The organism is Dactylosporangium sp. NPDC049140 (assembly GCF_040648435.1).
The window spans coordinates 160,859-182,701 of sequence record NZ_JBEZDS010000005.1 but is presented as its reverse complement, the minus strand read 5'-3'; the positions used below and the strand labels follow the sequence as shown (position 1 = coordinate 182,701).

18 protein-coding genes and 1 pseudogene are annotated in these 21,843 nt (G+C 70.9%); 8 read left to right on the top strand and 11 right to left on the bottom strand.

The annotated features are described in order from the left end of the window. Nucleotides 1–60 precede the first annotated feature (60 nt). On the top strand, nucleotides 61–486 hold the full coding sequence (locus AB0B76_RS11425; protein ID WP_360373208.1) for an integrase: 426 nt from the start codon (nucleotides 61–63) through the stop codon (nucleotides 484–486). A 444-nt stretch (nucleotides 487–930) separates the two neighbouring features. Here AB0B76_RS11425 and AB0B76_RS11420 read toward each other — a convergent pair whose 3' ends face one another. Continuing rightward, a complete protein-coding gene (locus AB0B76_RS11420; RefSeq protein WP_360373205.1) occupies nucleotides 931–1,950 on the bottom strand; it encodes a hypothetical protein in 1,020 nt (339 codons plus the stop codon). Between the two features lie 829 nt (nucleotides 1,951–2,779). Next, entirely contained in the window at nucleotides 2,780–3,229 is a 450-nt protein-coding gene (locus AB0B76_RS11415; protein WP_360373202.1) for a VOC family protein, read from the bottom strand. 58 nt (nucleotides 3,230–3,287) lie between these two features. Here AB0B76_RS11415 and AB0B76_RS11410 point away from each other — a divergent pair, with 58 nt between their 5' ends. Next, nucleotides 3,288–3,929 (top strand): helix-turn-helix domain-containing protein, encoded by a 642-nt coding sequence (locus tag AB0B76_RS11410; RefSeq protein ID WP_360373199.1) that lies wholly within the window; start codon nucleotides 3,288–3,290, stop codon nucleotides 3,927–3,929. A 523-nt stretch (nucleotides 3,930–4,452) separates the two neighbouring features. On the opposite strand, the gene AB0B76_RS11405 is transcribed toward AB0B76_RS11410, so the two are convergent. From AB0B76_RS11405 to AB0B76_RS11390, 4 genes are all read right to left on the bottom strand, one after another. After that, nucleotides 4,453–4,998, bottom strand: a complete 546-nt coding sequence (locus AB0B76_RS11405; protein WP_360373196.1) for a hypothetical protein — start codon at nucleotides 4,996–4,998, stop codon at nucleotides 4,453–4,455. Nucleotides 4,999–5,198: 200 nt separating this feature from the next. Further along, the gene (locus AB0B76_RS11400) at nucleotides 5,199–6,809 is read right to left on the bottom strand and encodes a glycosyltransferase (RefSeq protein WP_360373193.1); all 1,611 of its coding nucleotides are present in this window, start codon (nucleotides 6,807–6,809) and stop codon (nucleotides 5,199–5,201) included. A gap of 103 nt (nucleotides 6,810–6,912) precedes the next feature. After that, entirely contained in the window at nucleotides 6,913–7,167 is a 255-nt protein-coding gene (locus tag AB0B76_RS11395; RefSeq protein ID WP_360373190.1) for a hypothetical protein, read from the bottom strand. A gap of 292 nt (nucleotides 7,168–7,459) precedes the next feature. Next, on the bottom strand, nucleotides 7,460–7,855 hold the full coding sequence (locus tag AB0B76_RS11390) for a hypothetical protein (RefSeq protein ID WP_360373187.1): 396 nt from the start codon (nucleotides 7,853–7,855) through the stop codon (nucleotides 7,460–7,462). Nucleotides 7,856–7,986: 131 nt separating this feature from the next. Between AB0B76_RS11390 and AB0B76_RS11385 the strand changes: the two genes are divergently transcribed. Beyond that, a complete protein-coding gene (locus AB0B76_RS11385) occupies nucleotides 7,987–8,619 on the top strand; it encodes a hypothetical protein (protein ID WP_360373184.1) in 633 nt (210 codons plus the stop codon). Nucleotides 8,620–8,667: 48 nt separating this feature from the next. Here AB0B76_RS11385 and AB0B76_RS11380 read toward each other — a convergent pair whose 3' ends face one another. After that, a complete protein-coding gene (locus AB0B76_RS11380; protein WP_360373181.1) occupies nucleotides 8,668–9,240 on the bottom strand; it encodes a GNAT family protein in 573 nt (190 codons plus the stop codon). Between the two features lie 229 nt (nucleotides 9,241–9,469). Here AB0B76_RS11380 and AB0B76_RS11375 point away from each other — a divergent pair, with 229 nt between their 5' ends. Further along, the gene (locus AB0B76_RS11375) at nucleotides 9,470–11,878 is read left to right on the top strand and encodes a family 20 glycosylhydrolase (RefSeq protein WP_360373178.1); all 2,409 of its coding nucleotides are present in this window, start codon (nucleotides 9,470–9,472) and stop codon (nucleotides 11,876–11,878) included. Between the two features lie 277 nt (nucleotides 11,879–12,155). On the opposite strand, the gene AB0B76_RS11370 is transcribed toward AB0B76_RS11375, so the two are convergent. Both AB0B76_RS11370 and AB0B76_RS11365 read right to left on the bottom strand, forming a co-directional pair. After that, the gene (locus AB0B76_RS11370; RefSeq protein ID WP_360373175.1) at nucleotides 12,156–13,118 is read right to left on the bottom strand and encodes a fibronectin type III domain-containing protein; all 963 of its coding nucleotides are present in this window, start codon (nucleotides 13,116–13,118) and stop codon (nucleotides 12,156–12,158) included. 403 nt (nucleotides 13,119–13,521) lie between these two features. Beyond that, nucleotides 13,522–14,670, bottom strand: a complete 1,149-nt coding sequence (locus tag AB0B76_RS11365) for a PLP-dependent transferase (protein WP_360373172.1) — start codon at nucleotides 14,668–14,670, stop codon at nucleotides 13,522–13,524. Between the two features lie 61 nt (nucleotides 14,671–14,731). On the opposite strand from AB0B76_RS11365, the gene AB0B76_RS11360 reads away from it, so the two are divergent. Continuing rightward, nucleotides 14,732–14,860, top strand: coding sequence for a hypothetical protein (locus tag AB0B76_RS11360; RefSeq protein ID WP_360373169.1), 129 nt, complete (start codon nucleotides 14,732–14,734; stop codon nucleotides 14,858–14,860). Here AB0B76_RS11360 and AB0B76_RS11355 read toward each other — a convergent pair. After that, complete coding sequence (locus AB0B76_RS11355; RefSeq protein WP_360373166.1) at nucleotides 14,847–15,944, bottom strand: ROK family transcriptional regulator; 1,098 nt, start codon at nucleotides 15,942–15,944, stop codon at nucleotides 14,847–14,849. The genes AB0B76_RS11360 and AB0B76_RS11355 overlap by 14 nt on opposite strands. A 42-nt stretch (nucleotides 15,945–15,986) precedes the next feature. On the opposite strand from AB0B76_RS11355, the gene AB0B76_RS11350 reads away from it, so the two are divergent. Next, the gene (locus AB0B76_RS11350; protein ID WP_360373163.1) at nucleotides 15,987–16,601 is read left to right on the top strand and encodes an HAD-IA family hydrolase; all 615 of its coding nucleotides are present in this window, start codon (nucleotides 15,987–15,989) and stop codon (nucleotides 16,599–16,601) included. A 557-nt stretch (nucleotides 16,602–17,158) separates the two neighbouring features. On the opposite strand, the gene AB0B76_RS11345 is transcribed toward AB0B76_RS11350, so the two are convergent. After that, the gene (locus tag AB0B76_RS11345; RefSeq protein WP_360373160.1) at nucleotides 17,159–17,761 is read right to left on the bottom strand and encodes a class I SAM-dependent methyltransferase; all 603 of its coding nucleotides are present in this window, start codon (nucleotides 17,759–17,761) and stop codon (nucleotides 17,159–17,161) included. A gap of 77 nt (nucleotides 17,762–17,838) precedes the next feature. Here AB0B76_RS11345 and AB0B76_RS11340 point away from each other — a divergent pair. Together AB0B76_RS11340 and AB0B76_RS11335 are read left to right on the top strand one after the other, a co-directional pair. Continuing rightward, nucleotides 17,839–19,265 (top strand): annotated as a pseudogene (locus tag AB0B76_RS11340) (3' terminal RNA ribose 2'-O-methyltransferase Hen1). Then, nucleotides 19,262–21,841, top strand: coding sequence for a polynucleotide kinase-phosphatase (locus AB0B76_RS11335; RefSeq protein WP_360373157.1), 2,580 nt, complete (start codon nucleotides 19,262–19,264; stop codon nucleotides 21,839–21,841). Before AB0B76_RS11340 ends, AB0B76_RS11335 begins: the two are co-directional and overlap by 4 nt. Nucleotides 21,842–21,843 lie beyond the last annotated feature (2 nt).

The following is a 21,843-nucleotide window of genomic DNA, read 5'->3' as shown; positions in this document are numbered from 1 at the left end:
TGGCAAATACGTTGGCGGACGTCGACGGATCGGGAAAGATCCGACCACGGGGTGACTGACGTGCGGACCCGGCTGCGGCAGATACGAATCGACGCGCGGGCTTTTGTGTGGCGCGCAGAGATTCATCACGTGCAGGGCAGCGGCGACTGCCACCGGTGCATCCGCGTTCGAGCCTGGGGCACCGGAAAGACGAGCCAGGCGCTCCAGGCGGATCTGCTGTCGGTCGCCTGGCCGGCACCGTGGGGAGCATGTGCGGCAGACGGCGCCTATCCCGCACCAGCCGACGTATGGGCGATCATCAGCTATGCCGTGGAGCACGGGTGGCAGCCAGAGCTGCGAGGCGGAACGTTCGTGCTGTCCGAGCGCGAGCATGCGGCTCGGTTCTCCTTGCCCGGTTTCCTGCTGACCGATCGCCTGCGCACGCCGGAGAGCCCGGACCCCACATTCCGAGTGATCCGCTCTGACGAAGCTCGCCATCGAGAATGACGGGCTACCGCTCATCGGCAGGACCGAGCGCCTCCGCGTCACCGACGCGGTCACCCTCTGTGGCGGACAGCGGCTCGGCGCCCGCACGCCAACGGCGGCATGAGCGTGCGAGAGGGCGAGGCGGAGCACGCGGGAAGTCACCATCAGCAACTGATGCGAACCGCACGCCGCCGGTCGAGTCCGCGGTCATCGGCGAGCCGTCCTCGGACAATGCGGGCACGGCCGGTGCCACCGCCGGCTCGACCCCTAGGAACACGTCGCGCAGGCAGGAGAAACCAGCGGAATCCAGCAGGCCGGGCAGGTACGCCGGCAATACCGGGAACTCGGAGCCCTGCGCGAATGGGAACAGCTGCACCGGGGCTCGTATCCGTCCGTGGGGTCGAGCAATGTCAACGCGCGGATGCGGCCCCGGCGAAGGGTGGCCGGGGCCGCGCTCGCGCGTCGCTACGCCGCGGTGAAGGGCACCTTGGTCCAGCTGAGCACCTGCTGGCCGTGGCGGTTGACGGTCACGCGCAGGTAGTCGTTGGCGTTGCTCGAGCCGTCGACCGTGATCCGGGTCAGGTTGGTCAGCGGCTGGGTCACGCCGTAGAACGCGAGCCAGCTCGATCCGGCCGCAAGCGGGTGGTCGGCGTTGAACGTGTGGCTGTCACCGTTGAAGAGGTACACCGGGCCCCGGTACGCCGCCGCCTCGCGCACGATCGCGGCGATGATCGACTGGAAGCCGTAGTAGTCGGCGTACGACGGATTGGCCACGGTCGGGTCGAACATGTCGGCCTGGGTCAGCAGCACCACTGCGCGCTGATGCTCGCGCCTGGCGTCGGCGAACGTCTCGTGGATGTGCGCGATGGCGCCCGCGGTGCGGTTGAGCACCTCGGCGGTCTGCTCCGGGGTCGGCGCGGTCTTGCCGGTCCACGGCGCGAGGCTGTTGTTGCTGCCCACGATGTGCACGGCGGCGAACCCGACGCCGGCGGCGCTCCAGCGCACGTTCTCCGGCAGCCCCCAGTCGGTCTGCGCCTCGACCCGCGCGCTGCGCATGCCCAGCGTGCGACCCGGCTGCGGGAAGAACACCTGGCGGACCTTGCCGAGCCGCTCCAGCGGGTCGAACGCCCCGTTGTTCGGCCGGTGGCAGTCGGTCCACTCGTTGTCGCCGATGGTGTACACCAGCGGGTCCTTGAACTGGTCGAAGTCGGTCTTGATCAACTGGACGTACTCGTCGCTGCAGACGCTCGACCCGTTCTTGATGTCGCCGAGGTGGTCCACCCACTGCACCGCCGGATCAGCGTTGATCTGGGCGACGTTGGCCGGGAAACGGGCGATCGCCGCGTCGCCGTACGGAATGTCACCGATGACGGCGAACGTGTAGCTCTCGTCCTGCGATGCCGCGGCGGGCGAGGTCAGCGTGGCCAGGGTGAGCACCCCGGCGGCGGCCAGCGCGCCTGCCCGGGCGAGGTCCAGCCTCTTCATACAGCGCTCCTGACAGTTCGGTGGTACCGGAGACCGGCGCGCGGGGCGCCGATCCGGCCAAACAACCGGATCCAATCCGCGTCGGTGAGGCGCACGCCGTCCGCCGGCTTACGGCTGACTGACGGCTGCGTGAACGGTTACGAGGGTTCATGAAAGGCTTCGCGAACTCGCTCACGTTCAACCCCAGCGCCGCAGGAACGCACGTTCGACCCCGACCATTGACGACCGGCGCTCGGGTGGCGGATCACGGCGGTGGACGCGATGGCGGACCTCAGTCACCGCCGCGGCAACCGATCGAGGTCGCGACACGGCTCGGTGGGGCCCTCTCCACCCCGGTCCGGCAGCTCCCCGTCGCGGCCGCGCTGCCCACCTCCGTCAACATGGCGACCGCAAGATCGAGGGCCTCGCCGTCTGCCTGCACAGCCTGCTGACCAGCGCGTCGCCAGTTACGCGGCGTGACGCTCAGCGTTGCTTGTCGGCGCCGGAGTTGAGGCGCGGTGTACCAGTGGCGACGCCGCCGGCGACCGCTGCCTCATCGGCTGCTCGGGTGCTGTGGGTCCATCTGGCTTCCCGATTGCGGTCGCGTGTTGTGGATCGAGGTGTTGTTGTATGCCGGGCAGTCGCCTGATCGCCGAGCTGAAACCTGGCGCCGCGGGAACGTGACGACCAACCGCGGCAACGCTCCGGGCCTCGTCGTCCGGGGCGGCCAGCGCCCTGGGCCGGCAGCAACGAACACGGAGACACGGCGGGCGCCGACCAAGGTGTCCCGCCAGCGACCCCAACTGGCCGCCGGCGCGACCGCTCCGCGGCTGGGCGCCGTATGCGCTGGTCACGCAGCGGCCACTGCTCGTCCGTAGCCGGGCCGGTCGGAGTGGTCGACGCCGTGCCCTGCCCAGCTGTACAGATGCAGGCTGATCCCGTCGGGGTCGTCGAAGACCAGGAGCCAGCCGACTGTTGCCTCGATCACCGGTGAGTGGGCGACGCCGAGGGTGTCGAGGTGGGCTGCCCAGGCTTGGACATCGGCGAGGTCGTCGACGGCGAAGCTGACCGGGTCGAACCCGACGCATCCCTGTGCGGCGTCGCGGTTGACGCGCAGCGTCAGTTGGGTGTCGCCGAGATCGGGCACGGTGCCGGCGACACCGAGCACCGTGCCGTCGGCCTCTGGGAACTGCGTGGTCACGGCGAATCCGAAGACCTGCCCGTACCACTGCACGGACCGAGTGAGGTCGGAAACCGGGATCTTCACGTGATGGATGCCGGACAGGATCGGGCTGGTCATCAGGTACCCCCATATTGGGCGCAGTTAAACTGCGGCTAATATGTGTAGGATGCAGGGCATGGCCAGCGACGTCAAGAGGGCATACCGATCCGAGGCACGCGCCGCATCGGCAGCGGCCACCCGTGCGCGCATCCGGGACGCCGCCGCACGGCTGTTCGTCGAGCGCGGGTACGTCGCCACCACGATGCGGGAGGTCGCCTCCGCGGCGGGTGTTGGCGAACGAACGCTCTACGATGCGTTCCCGACCAAGGCGGCGCTGTTCACGCATACGCTGAGCGTGGCCACGGTCGGCGACGAGGAACCGGTCCGGGTCTTCGACCGTCCCGAAATGACCACCGCCCGCCACCAGATCGACCCGCGGGCCACGATCGCGCAACTGATCACCTATACCACCGAACTCCTCGAACGCGCCGGCGACCTGATCATGGTCAGCGTCGAAGCGGCCGGCGCGGACCCCGACATGCGCGCCGCCGCCGACGCCGGGGCCGACGCCACCCACCGGGTGCATCTCGCCCTCACGACGGCGCTGCACCAGCGTGGCGCACTCCGGGACGGCCTCGATCCCACCACCGCGGCCGACACCCTCTACGCGCTCGCCTCACCCCACATGCACCAGCTACTGCGCCGGCACCGCGGCTGGCCGGTCGAGCGGTACGCCGCCTGGATCGAAAACGCCGCCACCCGCGAACTGCTCGGCTGAACCAGGCGCCCCAGGTGAACTCGACGAGGCGGTCCTCGCACAGCTGCGCGAGGGTGGTGGGCAGGTCCCGGACGAGTGTGGTGAGCCAGTAGGCGCCGACGGGCTGGTGGTCGTGTGCGGTGCGGCGGGTGGCGAGCAGATGCGGATTGCCGGTGTTCGGCCAGCATGACCTTCGCTCGGAGAATTGGTGTCGGGATGGTCCGGATCGACTGTCCTGTGTGGATGGTGCGGGTTGGATCGGTGAATGCCGTGCGGCGACGTTTGAGGGTCTGGAACAGGCTCCGCAGCGACGACGCCGGATCGGCCTGAACGGGTTTCTGGGCGAGCCAGGCGGTGACATCGCCGCGGGTGACCTGGCGCAGCGTCGTGTACTGGCGGCGGTGGCTCACGATCGACGGTGCGATGGCGCCGCCTACCGTTGATCCGGTGCCACACGTGCGGATGGTTCTTGGCTGGAATCTCGGCCAGCCTCACGATCGAGCTGCGGAACCGCACTTCGCGGGCATCTTGCCGACGAGCTCGTTCAATCGCCGCTACGACCGACGAAGAAGATCTCCACCGGCTTGCGGTCGGCGTACCCGAACAGATACATCCCGTGCCAGCGACCAAATCCGTGCATGGCATGCGCTTCGATCGCGGCTTCAACCGCGGCAACCGTGGGCTGCGTAGTACCGAACAGTTCCATCAGATACTCCCTCGGCGCCGGGGCAACCATGGTGTGCCCAGGCTCGTCGGCGACGCCGGTCATGTCGATCACCGAATGGGTTCCGGAGAAAGGCTGCGCATCCACCAACGAATCCGGGCCGGTCACCACGACCTGCGCGGCTCGCCATTCAGTCCGGTGCTGATCGCCGCTCCACTCGAGACCGGCCAACTCGGGGGGAACGGACGCCTTGATGTCGGCGATACCCCACGCGACGTACTCCTCCTCACCCAACGCGCGGGCCTGCTCGTTCGGCGATTCCCGGTAGAAAGCGCCCCGACGGTACGCATCCCATCTCGCCTGCTGCAACGCCGCACGGACATCGTTCTGGTACGACACTCGGGCGTGCCAACCTGATGCACCCATGGCCGCGACAGTAACGCTTCGCCAAAAGACGCCTGGTCGTATGACCGGTCCAATGGCGGGCGGCAGCATCGTTAGCTGCCACCAAGGAACACCGCCACGGGCCGGTGCCGTCCCCGCGGCCGCATCCGGGACGGCCTGTTGGATCGCGTCGATCCCGTGCGCGTCCGCGTCGCTTCGCGGGTCCCCGGAGACCAGTCGTGCTAGCAATCCGCCGTGAGGACTGACACGTGCGTGCCGATACGGTGGGCTTCGGCCAGAATCGCCGGGCCGAAAGCGCTCCAGAGCCCGTCGAGCCTCGATGTGATCACCACCGTGTCCACCGCCTTGTCCGGCAACGCGGTGCGGATGCCCACATTGTGGCGCACGTCGTGGCGCGTCCCCGCGCCGTCGGCGAGCAGCCGGTCCACGACCTGCCGGTCGAAATCGGCGAGAACACACGACTGCCCGACTGCGGGCACCATGGCCCCGGCCCCGAACACCGCGACGCGTGCGTCGGACGCGATGGACTCGAACGCCTTCTCCAGCTCCGCGGCAACGGTCAGTCCAGCGCACTTGCGGGTCCAGTCTGCCACCCTGCGATTGAGTGTCTCCAACGTGGACAGCCCCGGCTGGCCGGGCGGCTGCATGACCAGCCAGCTGAGCTCGAGCGTCGGCTCGGCGAATCGGTGCTTGTCAAAGAAGCTCTGGGCGTTGCGGAGGAGTCCCGCGAAGTTCACCATCCCGTCCCGCTCGTGCGGTGTCTCGATCGCCCACCCGTCCATGCTCAGCCGGATCGCGGTACCGTTACGGGCCAGCCGGTAGCCCAGGTCGATGTCGTCAAGGCCCCAGCCGCGGAAGCTTTCGTCGAATCCGCCGACCATCCAGAAGTCGGCGGCGGGTACCGAGCAGTTCGAACTCCACAACAGCTCCTCCGGAAAGATGCGGTTGCTCAGGTCGAACCCGACCTTCTCGAACTCGCCGTGCCGCGGGTCACGAAACCTGGGCTCGTCCCGATAGCGGTCCACCACCTGCTGCGGTGTCAGAGATTTGACGGCCTCGGCCAGTCCGGCCGGGCATGCGTAGTCCGGGTCGTCGACCTTGCGTGGGGGGTATGCGTACACGTATCCGGCGCACGCCACGCCCGGCACGGCCGGCGGTGAGTGCACGAGCAGATGCGCTGCGAGCAGATCCGGGCCGGCCAGCGTGGCACAGTCCAGGAACACCAGCAGTGGCGCGCCGGCCAGCCGCGCGCCGGCGTTGCGCACCCGCGTGACGCCGTTGTCGCGCACCTGCGCGGCTCGGGCCCCGAGATCCTCCTGGAAGTGGTACTTGAGCCGCAGTCTGCCGGCGAAGGAGTTCACGACGGCCCGCGTCTCGTCACTCGAACCGTCGTCAGCGACGATCACCTCGTACTGGTCGACGGGCAGCGTTTGCCCGCACAGACTCTCGAGCGTGAGGCGCAGGTCTTCGGCGCGGTTGTGGGTGGGCACGACAACCGAAACCCGCAACGCCGCGTCGGCGCCGCCACCGGAATATTCCGCGGTCAGCCCAACGTCTCTGTTCGACACTCGGTTCTCCTCGGACTGCGTATTACCGAAGCAGCGCCCTCCAAGCACCCGCATACGCCGGAACTGAGGAACGGGGAAACCGGGATCGCAGGCGCCCTGCCTGAACTGCATCCGTCCATCATTGCCCATCGACGCAACGATGAACGTTGATATATTAGCCACGACCCAACGGGCGGTCAAGGCGGGAAACCCGCACAGCCCGCCGTTGTCGGCCCTTGCCGAGCGGACCCGGCCGGCAACGCCGCGGCCGGCAGCAGTTGCCACAGTTGGACGGTTCAAGCGACGCGATTAGCGGATCGTGGGCCGGGGCGGACGATCGATTGCGTCCCGGGCGCCTGGATAGCGGTTGACAGGACATCTCAACGCGTTACTGGTCCTGGGATTCGGAGGCGGCGACAGTCGCCGCACGTCTCCTTCGATATTGCTGGTAGCGGCGAATCCAGAGCGGCACTGCGATCACCCACACCACTGCGAGCAGCCGCATCCGACCGGTGTTGAGCATGACGTTGGCCACGAAACACAGGGTTCCGAACAGGGCGGCGACCCGGTAGTACGGCGCGAACGCCCTGTCGAGGCTGAACAACACCTGAGCAACCCGATCAACAAGCCGCATGGAGTTCATGATTCCAGACAATGGCCAGCCGCCGTCAACCACGCTTGGCCTGGATTTCCCTGTGTAGCATTTGCTGCATCGCAGTCATCGGCGTCGTCGTCTTCTTGCTGGTTGGCCGCTACAACAGGCGCTGACGGCCAGCCGTCCATTGATACCGACGCCTGAGCGCTCGGCAGTGCCGAGGGAGGCGTGGCCGGAATGCGCCGCGGGCCGCCGCTCGGCTGGCGTGATGTTCGGAGCAGCCCGGTGCGGCCTCGTAGCCGCCGCAGCTCAGCTCAGGCCGTAGAGCCGCCCGTCGGCCTTAGGTTTTGACCTCTCCCTGCCACGTTTTGAGCGTCAGTATTTGGCCATCGAAGTCCAGCCTGAGGCCAATCACCTCGTTGACCTCGTTGCGAATCGACGCCAGTTCAGTGAGGGGCCTCGCGCTGACTGAGGCGAACGGCGGCTCAGTCGACGCGTCCCGCGGCAACCAACGCCCACCGTCGTGGTCGTAGTCGTAGGGATCGAGCCATCTGTCATCGCCCGGGTCGGTCCCCACGAGGTTGAGGGTCCAGTCGCTCCGGCCGGCGAGTAAGAGCCCTCGACCGTCAGAGAACACAAGATGCACCGGCCCAACACTGAGATCGTCGGGTTCGGCCGCCCAATGCCAGGCCAGCCGCACGACCTTCACGAGCTTACGACCGATCATCGCGTCCATCTGCGATCCTTCCGGCCGGTTCCGGATGCCGGTCACGGGCCGTGACGGGAGGTCGCCGACCTTACTCGCGGTCGGCGGCAGATGTGCGCGGGTCGCCCGTGGCGGTGCGTGCGCAGTTACGCTGCACGGCCATGGACTCCGTTGAGATCCTCAGCCAGCTCGACACCGCGGCCGAACAGTACGCGTTTCCGGATCTGAACAACGGCTACTACTACGCTCTCGACGCCCGGCTCCACGCATACCGCGACGCCCGGCGGTGGGCGCTAATCGTCGAGACGGTGGGCTACTCACCCCGGGCCGGCAACCTCACCGACATACTCCACATCTTCGGCAACTGCCTGACCAGCGGCGAACCGGGCTTCGAGAACGCGGACTTCCTCGACCGGATCGACAACTGGGATGAGATCGAAGACGACGACCAGCCCGAGACGTACTGCGGAACCTCGATCGTGATCCGAGGCCACCGGCTCGACATACCCGCCGAACATGGCGAGGAACTGATCGACGTGTTCCGCCGACTCGTTCCAGACCACCGAGAACTGCTCCTGGCCGATGAAGCAGAACTCCGGCGGCGAATCCCGGCCGACCTACCCGAGATCATACGGCTGGATCAATGGCATCACCCCGACGGTGAGCTCCCTAGCGAGTCAACGACCTTCAGCCAACTCGCCGACGTGCTCACCACCGGAGACGTGGAACGGTACGCACCAGACATGCCACCCAACACACATTGGTTCCATTGGCCAGAATCCGGAGCCCTGTGACCCGGCAAGACACTCACCGGCAGCGGCTTGAGCGGAAGTCGCGAGGATTCAGCCGGCGGAGACCGGCTCGGACGTCGGCCGCCATTCTCGCCTGATCAGCCCGTAGACCCACGAGTCGGAGACCTCGCCGTTCACTACACAGTCTTCCCGCAGCGTCCCTTCACGCACGAACCCGAGTTTCTCCAGCACGCGGGCCGATGCCACGTTGCGCGTATCGGTGTCAGCCTGGACGCGATTCAGGTCCAGCGTGTCGAATGCCCACCGCAGCACAGCGCGCGTGGCCTCCGTCGCGTAGCCGTGGCCCCACGCGGCATCGTCGAAGCAGTAGCCCAGCGACGCGCTGCGGTAGTCCGGATTCCACCGGCTCAAGCTGCACCAGCCGATGAACGCCCCGGCGGAAACAAGATCCACGGCCAGCCGCGCCCCGGTGCCCTCCTCTGCCATCTGCCGGCTGGCCGTGATGAACCGCTCGGCGCGCTCGCGTTCGTTCCACGGCGGCGCGTCCCAGTAGCGCAGCACGTGGGCGCTGCTGTGCAGCGCGAAGAGGTCGTTCGCATCCGCGTCGTCGAAGGGACGCAGCCGAAGGCGAGCGGTGTGCAGCGTAGGAGTGGGTGGCGACATGCGCGTCTCGTTCCTCCCGTGATTGGTGGCCGAACAAGCAGACGTCGGATGCCGGCCACTCGCAACGGGTTTCCCTCGCCGCGGCCTATCCCTGGCCACGGTGATCACCACCCCCGGGCGGACGCAGCCCGGCCGGGATGACGGAGGTGCATCCCTTGACACTTTCCCGCGCGGGACATAGCGTGCCGTCAAACTAACAGGAAACTTAACAGTTTCGCTGGAGGAAGCCGTGCATCGATCCCCGCGTGACCTGCTGCTCGCCTCCGCCGTGGCCGTCGCGACCGTCGCCACCGGCGCCGCCTGGCTGCTGGCGCCCTCTCCCGCCAGCGCCGCGGTGAGTCTCGCCGACGTCGTGCCCGTGCCGGTGTCGGCGCAGCCCGCGGCCGGCGTGACCTACACGCTGCCGTCGAACGCCGCGATCCAGACCGCGGCCGGCGCCGCCGACGCCGGCAACTACCTCGCCGGCATCCTCCGCCCGTCGACCGGCTACGCGCTGCCGGTGTCCACGACGACCGGCACGCCGACGAGCGGCATTGCCCTGCTGCTGTCCGGCGCCGACCCGAGCGTGGGCGCCGAGGGCTACCAGCTCGACGTGACCGCCGCCGTCGTGACGCTCCGCGCGCAGACCGCGGCCGGGCTGTTCCACGGGGTGCAGACGCTGCGACAGCTGCTGCCGGCGACGGTCGAGGCGCAGACCGTCCAGAGTGGACCTTGGACGGTTGCGGGCGGCCGGATCGTCGACTACCCGCGGTACGCGTACCGCGGCGCGATGCTCGACGTGTCGCGGCATTTCTTCGCCCCGGACGTGGTGAAGCGGTACATCGACGACATCTCGCAGTACAAGATCAATATCTTGCATCTCCACCTCTCCGACGACCAGGGCTGGCGCATCGTGATCGACGCCTGGCCGCAGCTGGCGACCGTGGGCGGCAGCACCCAGGTGGGCGGCGGCGCGGGCGGCTACTACACCAAGGCCCAGTACTCCGACCTGGTCTCCTACGCGGCGTCGCGGCAGATCACCATCGTGCCCGAGATCGACATGCCCGGCCACGTGAACGCCGCGCTCGCCTCCTACGCCCAGCTCAACTGCAACAACACGGCCCCGCCGCTCTACACCGGCACGAGCGTCGGCTTCAGCTCGCTGTGCGTCGGCAAGGAGGTCACCTACACGTTCGTGCAGCAGGTGCTCAGCGAACTCGCCGCCATCACCCCCGGGCCGTACCTGCACGTCGGCGGCGACGAGGCGTCGAGCACGCCGGCGGCGGACTACACCGCGTTCATGAACCGCGTGCAGCCCTTCGTCGGGGCGGCCGGCAAGACCGTCGTCGGCTGGCACCAGATCGGTCAGGCCGACCACACGGCGAACCGTGTCGCACAGTACTGGGGAACGTCCACATCGGACGCCGACCTGAGCGCGGCGGTGGCCAAGGGTGACAAGATCCTGCTGTCCCCGGCGAACAAGGCGTACCTCGACATGAAGTACACCAGCTCGACCCCGCTCGGCCAGACGTGGGCCGGCCTGATCGAGGTCCAGACGGCCTACAACTGGGACCCGGGCGCCTACCTCTCGGGCGTGCCGGCCGGTGCGATCCTCGGCGTCGAGGCTCCACTGTGGACCGAGACGATCACCAAGCTGGCCGACATCGAGTTCATGGCGTTCCCGCGGCTGCCGGCGCTGGCCGAGCTGGCGTGGTCGCCGCAGTCGGCGCGCAACTGGGACACGTTCAAGGTGCGGCTCGGCGCGCAGGGTCCACGGTGGACGGTGCAGGGAATCAACTACTACAGCTCGCCGCAGGTCCCGTGGGGCGCGCCGCCGGCGACGCGCAGCGCGTACACCCAGATCCAGGCCGAGAGCTACAACGCCCAGACCGGGACGCAGACCGAGACCACCACCGACACCGGCGGCGGCCAGAACGTCGGCTACATCGCCCCCGGCGACACGCTCGCCTACGACCTCGACTTCGGCGCGGCGTCGCCGGCCTCGGTCACGACCCGGCTGGCCTCGGGCGCGTCGAGCGGCACCATCCAGTACCGCCTGGACTCCGCCACCGGCCCGGTCATCGCCAGCGTCCCGGTCACCTCAACGGGCGGCTGGCAGGCCTGGACCAGCACCACCACCAACCTGACGGGCGCGGCCACCGGCGTCCACACGGTGTTCCTCACCTTCACCGGTACCGCGGGCACCGACTTCGTCAACCTCAACTGGCTGCAGTTCAACGCCGCCGGCGGACTGCCCAACGCGTACAGCGTGCGGCAGGCGGAGAGCTTCGGAAGCCAGTCCGGCACCCAGACCGAGACCACCACCGACACCGGCGGCGGCCAGAACGTCGGCTACGTCACCCCCGGCGACTGGCTCGGCTACACCAACGTGGACTTCGGCACCCCGACCGCGGCGTCGGTGACCACGCGGCTGGCCTCCGGCGCGTCGAGCGGCACCATCCAGTACCGCCTGGACTCCGCCACCGGCCCGGTCATCGCCAGCGTCCCGGTCACGTCCACCGGCGGCTGGCAAGCCTGGACCAGCACCACCACGAACCTGACGGGCGCGGCCACCGGCGTCCACACGGTGTTCCTCACCTTCACCGGTACCGCGGGCACCGACTTCGTCAACCTCAACTGGTTCCAGTTCAACCGGTAGCGCCTGTCGTAGAGCACATCGAGGCCGGCGGCGAGCACGCCGCCGGCCTCCTCGCGCCGCGCTACGAACCTGTTCCACGCGATGCGCCAGCCCCCACGGCTTGATGTGCACGCCGCCGGCATCGGCGGCAGCGTCAGCCGGCCGTACGGCGGCCCACCATCCAGGTAGTAAAGGTCGTCGATCAGCCCGTCCAGCGGCGTTCGCGGCACTCTGGACACGTACTCCACGCCCACAGCATCGCCGACGCCCCGCCGGATTCGCGCGCCGGGCTGGGAGCTCAGCGGCAGGCGATGCCGTTGACGCTGAAGTTGCTGGGTGGCGTGTACGGCGTGACGGTGTAGAGGCCGACGCTCACCACCGCGACGCCGCCGGACGGGGCGATCGTCGTGAGCCCGGGTGCCGGGGTGAGGGTGGCGGCCGTCCCCACCCGGGTCGCGGTGGCGTTGTAGGCGCCGCTGATGCTGATCGTCAGTGGCAGGGTGAACTGGACCGACCAGGGGGTCACCGGGTCCGGCGTCGTGTTCTGCACAACGAAGGTCACCGCGATCGTGGGAAGCGACGTGTTGAGCGCAACCTGGCAGGTGAGGGCGCCCGGCGTCGTCACGGTGGCGGCGCTGGAGCGCGGGGACCGGTTGTTCCGGGCGTCAACGGCGATCACGGCGAAGGTGTAGGCCGTTGCCGGGGTCTGTCCGCTGAAGGCGTAGGCGCGCGACCCGGGCGCGACGGTGGCGACCGTGGCCCAGGTCGTGCCGAACAGCCGCTGGAGCTGGTAGCCGGTGACCTGGACGTTGTCGGTCGCCGCCGCCCACGAGACCGTGAAGGAGGTGGGCGTGACCGCGCTGAACGTGGGCGCCGCCGGGGTGCTGGGCGGCTGGGTGTCCGGCCCGGGCAGGGTCGTGAAGGTGACCGGTGCCGACGGCTCGCTGTTGGCGAGATCCAGGCCCGGCTTCGGGACGGAGTAGACCCGGAACGTGTACGTGACGCCCGGGGTCAGTCCGGTCAGCGCGAGCGCACCGGTCAGGTTCCGGCGGTATTCGTACCACTGGCCGCCGGTGAGCACCTCGGCGACGTCGTAGGCGGCCGCGCCGTTGCGGTTCCACCACAGGTCGGCGCCGGTGTCGGAGACGTGGACGGCTTCCAGTTGCGAGGGCGCTGTCACCGGTGTGTCCGCGTGGGCCGGTGCGGGGGCGAGCGTGAGGGCGATGACGACGGCGACGGAGACGGCCAGGAAACGTTGCACGGCGGCACCCTTCGGAGTACCCGGCGGAAATTCCATCGTCAGACATCCATGGGTCCGTGTCCATCGACCGGTAGGTGACCGTGTGGTCCGCGGTGCGAGCCGAACCGTCCGGCGCGTAAATTTCAAACCGCTGGCTTCGGAAAAGGGATTGGCCGATCGAGTTGTTCGCGGGGATGGCGACCTGTCGACGCCGGCGCCCCGGTCGGGCAGGGCTCGGTGCAGCTCGCCGTGGTGGCCGGGATCGGCGCGCAGTACTGGACGCGGCTCCACGAGCATCGGCGAAGAAGGGCTGGTCGTGCGACTCCCGCGGCCGGAACCGCCGAGGCGCGGCCTGTTCCGGCGTCGTTAGTCGAGCGCCGATCGCGAAACAAGCCAACGCGGGACGGTAGCCGGTGGTGTGACGTCACCGGATGGTGTCCAGGGCCTGGCTCAGGTCGGCGATGATGTCCTCCGGCTCCTCCAGGCCCACCGACAGCCGCAGCAGCGCCGGGTCGATGCCTCCCGAGGTGTCGCCGTGCGTGAACAGCAGGCTCACCGGGTGCGTGATAAGCGTTTCGGTGCCGCCGAGGCTCACCGCGTTCAGCGCCAGGCGGGTCTTCTCCAGCACCCGCTGTGCGGCCTCGGCCGAGGCGACGGTGAACGACAGCATCCCGCCGAACCCGGACATCTGGCGGCGCGCCAAGGCGTGCTGGGGGTGGGTGGGCAGGCCCGGGTAGTGCACCGCGGCCACGGCCGGGTGGGCGGCCAGGGCCTCGGCGACCGCCTGGCCGTTCGCGTTGTGCCGGGCCATGCGCAGCGGGAACGTGCGCAGCCCGCGGGCCAGCAGCCAGGCCTCGAAGGGGTGGCAGGTCGGGCCGAGCACGCGCGCCGTGTCCCAGGCGCGGTCGATGAGCTCGGCGCGGCCCGTGAGCACGCCGGCGGTGACGTCGCTGTGGCCGTTGAGGTACTTCGTCGCCGACTGCACGACCAGGTCGACGCCGAGGTCGAGGGGGCGGGTGTTGTACGGCGACGCGAACGTGTTGTCGACCACGAACAGCGCGTCCGGGGCCGCGGCGCGCACGGCGGCGAGGTCCGTCAGCACCATCGCGGGGTTGCTCGGCGTCTCGGCGTACACGAGGTCCGTGGAGGCGTCCACGGCGTCCGCGAGCGCTTCCTGCGGTACCAGCGAAACGTCCGCGCCGAAGGAAGGCAGGACGTCGCGGAGCAGCGTCAGCGCGGCCGTGTAGTGGTTGGTCTGGGCGACGATCCGGGTGCCGGCCCGCACGTTCGACAGCAGCGCGGCGCTCACCGCGGCCATCCCGCTGCCCAGCAGCAGCGCCCGCTCGGCGCCGTCGAGGTCGGCGAGCATGGCCTCGGCCTCGGCGGCGTTCGGGGAGCCGTAGCGGGTGTAGTACCCGACGGGCGCCACCGCCTCCGCGATCTGGGCGGCCTCGGGCCCGCGGGGCAGCTCGTACGTGCTCGTCTGGTAGACCGGCGTCGTCACCGGGACGCCGCCCGGCCGTGCGGGGACGTCCGGGTGCAGCAGGCGGGTCATGCTCGGGCGGATCTCCATGGGTCCCAGTATCGCCGCTGCCGAGATGCCCGATTTGCAACGTACGAGAGGTTTGTTGGTTATGTTGCCTCCATGTGGGGCTCGCCTGCACGACGACGCGGCCGCGGTCCGGGCCCGCAAGACGGCGACGGCGATCGCGTACGCCCGGGCCCAGGTCGGCAAGCCCTACCGGCACCTCACCGACGTGTGAGCAGCTCCTCGAGCCGCCCCGCGAAGGCCGACTCGGCGGCGCCGATCGCCGGGCCCGCGGAGCCCAGCGCGGCCGGGACGATCGGCGGGAGCGCGTCACGGCGCCAGGCCATCGCGGCTCGCCGTACCGCCGCCGAGAAGACGTCCCCGGCCGACTCCAGCAGGTCCACGCCCAGCCCGCCCAGGGTCACCACGGCCGGGTCCAGCGCGTTGAGCAGCGCGCCGACGCCCCGGCCGAGCGCGGCGGCGGCCCGCTCGACGGCGGCGCGCGCGGCGGCGTCGCCGGACCGGGCGGCGGTCAGCACCTCGCCCGCGAAGGCCCGGGGGTCGGCGGGGGCGGGCCGGCCGAGCGCGCGGGCCATCGCCCGCCCGTCGACTGTCACGTCCCAGCAGCCGGTCGCCCCGCACGGGCAGTGCAGCGCCGGGTCGCCGAAGGGCACGTGGCCGAACTCGGCGGCGCCCGGCGCCGGGGCGCCGTCGATGAGGACCACGCCGCCGACACCGACCTCGACGGTCAGGTGCAGGGCGACCGCATGGCCGCGGGCGGCGCCGCGCAGCGCCTCGGCGACCCCGGCGAGGGCGGCGTCGTTGCCGACGGTCAGCGGCCGCCCGAGCCCGAGCCCGGACAGGTCGACGTCGCGCCAGTTGAGGGTCGCGGCCTGTACGACGGTCGCGCCGCGCACGGTGGCGGGGACGCAGACCCCGACGGCGACGAGCCGGTCGTCGGTCCGGGCCCGCAGCGCGTCCGTGATCTCGCGCAGCACGGTCGCCGGGTCGCCGGTGCGGCGGTGCGCCGGCGCGGGGGCCAGCTCGCCGCCGATGGCCGCGGTGGTGACCCGCCAGGTCGCGTGCGTGAGCTCGACGACGGCGACGAGCGGGCCCTCCGGGTGCGGTACGAGCACGGTGGTGGGCCGGCCCCGGCCGGCGCTCGGGGCGGCGACCTCGCCGAGCAGCCGGGCCGCGCGGAGCCGCCCCATGATCTCGGTGGCCGCGCCGCTGCCCAGGCCGAGCCGGGCCGCCGCCTCGGCGCGGGTCACGCCGGGGTGCGCGTGCGCGTAGCGCAGGAGGTCTAGGGCGCCGGGCATTTCTCGAATATACTCGCTGTACGAGTTTATTTGGAGGACGGCATGCGGCGTTTTGCGGCGGTACTGCTGGACATGGACGGCACCCTCGTCGACTCCGACGCGGCCGTCGAACGGGCGTGGGTCACGTGGGCCGGCGAGTCGGGCGTGCCCGTCGCCGAGCTGCGGCCCCGCATGCACGGCAACCCGGCGCCGACCACGATCCGCGCGGTGCGCCCCGACCTGTCCGACGAGGGCGTCGAACGCGCGGCCGCGCGGCAGCTGGAGCTGCAGTACACCGACCTCGACGACGTCGTGCCCACGCCCGGCACGGCCCGGCTGCTGGTGGCGCTCAAGGAGCTGGAGCTGCCCTGGGCCGTGGTCACCAGCGCCGACCGCCGGCTGGCCCGCGCGCGCCTGGGCGCGGCCGGGATCGCGCCCCCGATGCTCGTCACCGTCGAGGAGACGCCACGCGGCAAGCCGCACCCCGACCCGTACCTGGCCGCGGCGGCCCGGCTCGGCGTCGAGCCGGGCGACTGCCTGGTCGTCGAGGACTCACAGCCCGGCATCGACGCGGGCCAGGCGGCCGGCTGCACGGTCGCCGCGCTGCGCGGCCTCGACGCCGACATCCGCATCGCGACGCTGGCGGACCTGGCGGACCTGCTGCAGGCCCAGCAGTAGGCCCGTCACCGCCGCGACCGCCGCGAGGCCGATCAGCGTCCGCGCGTCCGGGTGGAGCACCGACTGGCCGCGCCACGCCTGCCAGAACGAGAGCACGAAGATTCCGGTGTACCCGACCGAAGCCGCCCGGATGGCCACGAGGATCGGCGGCACCGCGAACTCGAAGACCGACTGCACGAGCCGGTTGACGGGGTCGGAGCTCGTGTTGAAGTGGCTGAACGTGCCGCTGGCGGCGGCGTAGGCGATGACCGCGACGTCGAGCACGCCGCATACCGCGAACACCGTCCCGGCCCACCACCCGAGCCGCTTCGCCTTCTCCAGCCTGGACAGCAGCCAGGCGAGCGTCAGCGCGTAGGCCCCGAACGCGATCCCGAACTTGCCGGGTTTGAGCCACAGCGGCGCCCCGAGCAGCGTCCGGTGGTCCAGGACGAGGCCGCCGAGCGCGACGGCGGCGAGCAGAAACATGATTGCCGCGCTGACCAGCAGCGGCTTGTGCCAGGAGATTCGCATGCGCCAACGGTCGGGGCGCCCGCTTTCACCGCGGCGTCACGCCGGTGTCACCGGGCGACGGCGGCGATCGCCGCGTGCGGCCGGTGGGCCTCGTCGTCGAGCCGCAGCACGCGCTCGACCTCGGTGAAGCCCGCTAGCGCCAGGCGCGCGGCCACTTCGTCGGGCGGCCAGCGGTACGCGGTCACCACCTTGTGCTCGAATGCGTCCACCTCGTCACCCACGAAGAACCCGAGCACGAGCGAGCCGCCCGGGGCCATGGCCCGGCGGAAACCGGCGAGCACGGCGTCGAACTCCCGGGGCGGCCGGTGGATCAGGGAGTACCAGGCGAGGATGCCGGCCAGGGAGTGCTCGGCGATCGCGAGGTCGTCCATCGAGCCGAGCCGGTAGGTGCCGGTCGGGTGGGTCGCCCGGGCGTGGGCGATGAACTCGGGCACCACGTCGACGCCCGTCGCGTCGGTGCCCAGGCCGCGCAGGTAGTCGGTGAGGTGGCCGGGGCCGCAGCCGAGGTCGAGCACCGGGCCCGGCCGGTTCCCGAGATGCCGCGCGACGAGCGCGAGGTCGTCCGGGTGTACCTTGCCGGCGGTCCCGAAGAGCTCGATGTACAGCTCGGCCACGGACGTGTACGCCTGCTGGACCCGCTCGACACTCACCGCGCGACTATAGGTCGGCCCGTTGCGGGCTGCGAAATTCGGGGCGCCCGGACGGCGCCCGCGGGCATCATTGGGCCGTGCTGCTGACGATCACCTCGACCGCCCCGCCGGCCACCGATCTCGGGTTCCTGCTGCACAAGCATCCGGGCAAGGTGCAGGACTTCGACGTGCCGGTGGGCCGGGCGCACGTGTTCTACCCGGAGGCGACCGAGGGCCGGTGTACCGCGGCCCTGTTCGTCGAGGTCGACGCGGTGGGTCTGGTCCGGGGCCGGCGGCCGGCCGGGCCGGAGGCGTTCTCGCTGGCGCAGTACGTCAACGACCGGCCGTACGCGGCGTCGTCGATGCTCGCGGTCGCCCTGTCCCGGGTGTTCCGCAGCGCCATGGCCGGCCGTTGCGACGCCCGGCCGGAACTGCCCGGGCGGCGCCTGCCGCTGGAGATCCACGTTCCGGCGCTGCCGTGCCGGGGCGGGGCCGATGTCGCGGCGCGGCTGTTCGCCCCGCTCGGCGGTCGGTGCAGGCCGGCCCGCTGCCGCTCGACCCGCAGGTGCCGCGGTGGGGGGACTCCCGCTACGTCGAGCTGCGGCTGACCGGCGAACTGCGGCTGGCGGACGCCCTGAACCACCTGTACGTCCTGCTGCCCGTGCTGGACGACGCCAAGCACTACTGGGTCAGCCCCGACGAGGTCGACAAGCTGGTCCGGGCCGGCGAGGGCTGGCTGCGGTCCCATCCGGACCGGGAACTGATCACCCGCCGGTACCTGTCCCACCGACGGGCGCTGGTGGCCACGGCGGTCGGCCGGCTCGCCGAGGTCGACGACGCTGAACCGGAGGCGCTGGACAACGCGGTGCCCGACGACGAGGCGGCCGAGGTGCCGCCGCGGCCGCCCCTGGTCGAGCAGCGGATGGCCGCCGTCGTGGCCGCGCTGCGTGCGGCGGGGGCGTCCCGCATCGTCGACCTCGGCTGCGGGGAGGGTGCGCTGATCCGGTTGCTGCTCGCGGATCCGGCGTTCGGCGAGATCCTCGGGGTGGACGTGTCACACCGCGCCCTGGAGATCGCGACCCGCCGGCTCCGGCTGGAGCGGATGTCCGACCATCAGCGCGAGCGGGTGCGGTTGCTGCAGTCGTCGCTGACGTACCGCGACGAGCGGATCGCCGGGTTCGACGCGGCGGTGCTGATGGAGGTCGTCGAGCACGTCGACCCGCCCCGCCTTCCGGCGTTGGAGCGCACCGTGTTCGGTCATGCCCGCCCGTCGACGGTGGTGGTGACGACGCCGAACGTGGAGTACAACATCCGCTTTCCGGGTCTTGCCGCCGGGTCGATGCGCCACCGCGACCATCGGTTCGAGTGGACCCGGGCTGAGTTCCGCGCCTGGGCCGACGGCGTCGCGGCCGGACACGGCTACCGCGTGCGGTACCTGCCGGTCGGGCCCGACGACCCGGAGGCCGGCCCGCCGACCCAGATGGCGCTGTTCACCCACACCGCACCGGCGGAGGACACCCCGTGACCGAGGATCAGGAGCTGGCGATTCCGCAGCTGTGCCTGGTCGCGCTCGTCGGCGCGTCCGGCTCCGGAAAGTCGACCTTCGCCCGCGAGCACTTCGGCCCGTACGAGGTCATCTCCAGCGACGTCTGCCGGGGCCTGGTCAGCGGCGACGAGAACGACCAGTCGGCCACCGCGGACGCCTTCGACGTCCTGTACTACATCGCCGGCAAGCGCCTGGCCGCCGGCCGCCTCACCGTGGTCGACGCGACGAACGTGCAGCCCGAGGCCCGCAGGAAGCTCGTCGAGCTCGCGCGGGCCCACGACGTGCTGCCCGTCGCGATCGTCCTCGACCTGCCCGAGAAGGTGTGCCTCGACCGCAACGCGGCCCGCCCCGACCGTGCGTTCGGCAGTCACGTGGTGCGCCGCCAGAGCGACCAGCTCCGCCGCTCGCTGCGCAGCCTGGCCCGGGAAGGGTTCCGCAAGGTCCACGTGCTGCGCAGCGTCGCCGACGTCGACGCCGCCCGCATCGTGCGGGAACGGCTGCTCAACGACTACCGGCACGAGAGCGGCCCGTTCGACGTCGTCGGCGACGTCCACGGCTGCCGCGAGGAGCTGGAGACGCTCATCGACCGGCTCGGCTACGGGATCGTCCGCGACGGTGACGGCCGGGCGGTGGACGCCGCGCATCCCGACGGGCGCAAGGTGGTGTTCGTCGGTGACCTCGTGGACCGGGGCCCCGACTCGCCCGGGGTACTGCGCCTGGCGATGGGCATGGTCGGCGCCGGGCACGCCCTGGCGGTACCCGGAAATCACGAGAACAAGCTGGTCCGGGCGCTGTCCGGCCGCAAGGTCGAGGCCACCCACGGCCTGGCCGAGACCCTCGCCCAGCTCGCCGGGGAGACCGGGGAGTTCGGCCGGCAGGTCGAGGTGTTCTGCCGCGACCTGGTCTCGCACCTGGTCCTCGACGCCGGCCGGCTCGTCGTCGCCCACGCCGGGCTGAAGGAGGCCTACCACGGCCGCGCGTCGGCCCGGGTGCGCGGCTTCGCCCTCTACGGCGACACCACCGGCGAGACCGACGAGTTCGGCCTGCCGGTGCGCTACCCGTGGGCGAACGACTACCGCGGCGCGGCGATGGTCCTGTATGGACACACCCCCACCCCGGAGCCGGAGTGGGTCAACAACACCATGTGCCTGGACACCGGCTGCGTCTTCGGCGGCCGGCTCACCGCGCTGCGCTACCCCGAAAAAGAGATCGTCTCGGTACCCGCCCAGCGGGTCTGGTACGCCCCGGTCAAGCCGTTCCCAACCACCGGGCCGTCGCCGGCGGCGCCCGGCGGCCAGATCGCCCGGCGTGACCCCGGCGTGCTCGACATCACCGACGTGCTCGGCAAACGGGTCGTCGAGACCCGCCACCACGGTCGGGTCACCGTCGGCGAGGCGAACGCCGCCGGAGCGCTGGAGGTGATGAGCCGGTTCGCCCTCGACCCGCGGTGGCTGCTGTACCTGCCGCCGACCATGGCCCCGTGCGCCACCTCCCCGCGGCCGGACCTGCTCGAACACCCGGCCGAGGCCTTCGCCGCCTATCACGGCGCCGGCGTCGCCGAGGTGATCTGCGAAGAGAAGCACATGGGCTCCCGCGCGGTCGTCCTCGTCTGCCGCGACCCCGGGGTGGCCCGGGCCCGGTTCGGCGCGGACGCCGGGACCGGCGGCGCCCTGTACACCCGCACCGGCCGGCCGTTCTTCGACCCGGACCTCACCGGCCGGCTCCTCACCCGCCTGCGCGCGGCGGTCACCGCGGCCGGGCTGTGGGACGAGCTGGGCACCGGATGGCTGCTGCTGGACTGCGAGCTGCTGCCCTGGTCGGCCAAGGCCGAGGAGTTGCTGCGCAACCAGTACGCCGCCGTCGGCGCCGCCGCCCGCGCGACCATGCCGGCCGCCGTCCGGGCGCTGCGGGCCGCCGAGGCCTCGGGCCTGGACGTCACCGCGTTGCTGCAGCGCACCGAGGCCCGCGCGGCCAACGCCGACGCCTTCACCGACGCCTACCGGCGCTACTGCTGGCCGACCGACGGCCTCGGCGGCGTACAGCTGGCGCCGTTCCAGGTTCTCGCCGGCGAAGGCGCCACCTATCACGACCGTGACCACGGCTGGCACCTCGCGCTCGCCGACCGCCTCGCCGCCGCCGCGCCGGACCTGATCCGCACCACCCGCCGTCTCGTCGTCGACACCACCGACCCGGACTCGACCGCCGCGGGCATCAGGTGGTGGGAGGAGCTCACCGGCAGCGGCGGCGAGGGCATGGTCGTCAAGCCGTACGCCAACCTCCACCGGACGCCCCGCGGACTCGCGCAGCCAGGCATCAAGGTGCGCGGCCGCGAGTACCTGCGCATCATCTACGGCCCCGACTACACCGAGCCCGCCAACCTCGACCGCCTGCGCCAGCGCAACCTCGGCCGCAAACGGTCCCTGGCGCTGCGCGAGTACGCCCTCGGCCTCGAAGCGCTCGAACGCGTCGCCCGCGGCGAGCCCCTCTGGCGGATCCACGAGCCGGTGTTCGCCGTGCTCGCCCTCGAATCCGAACCGGTCGACCCGCGGCTGTAGAC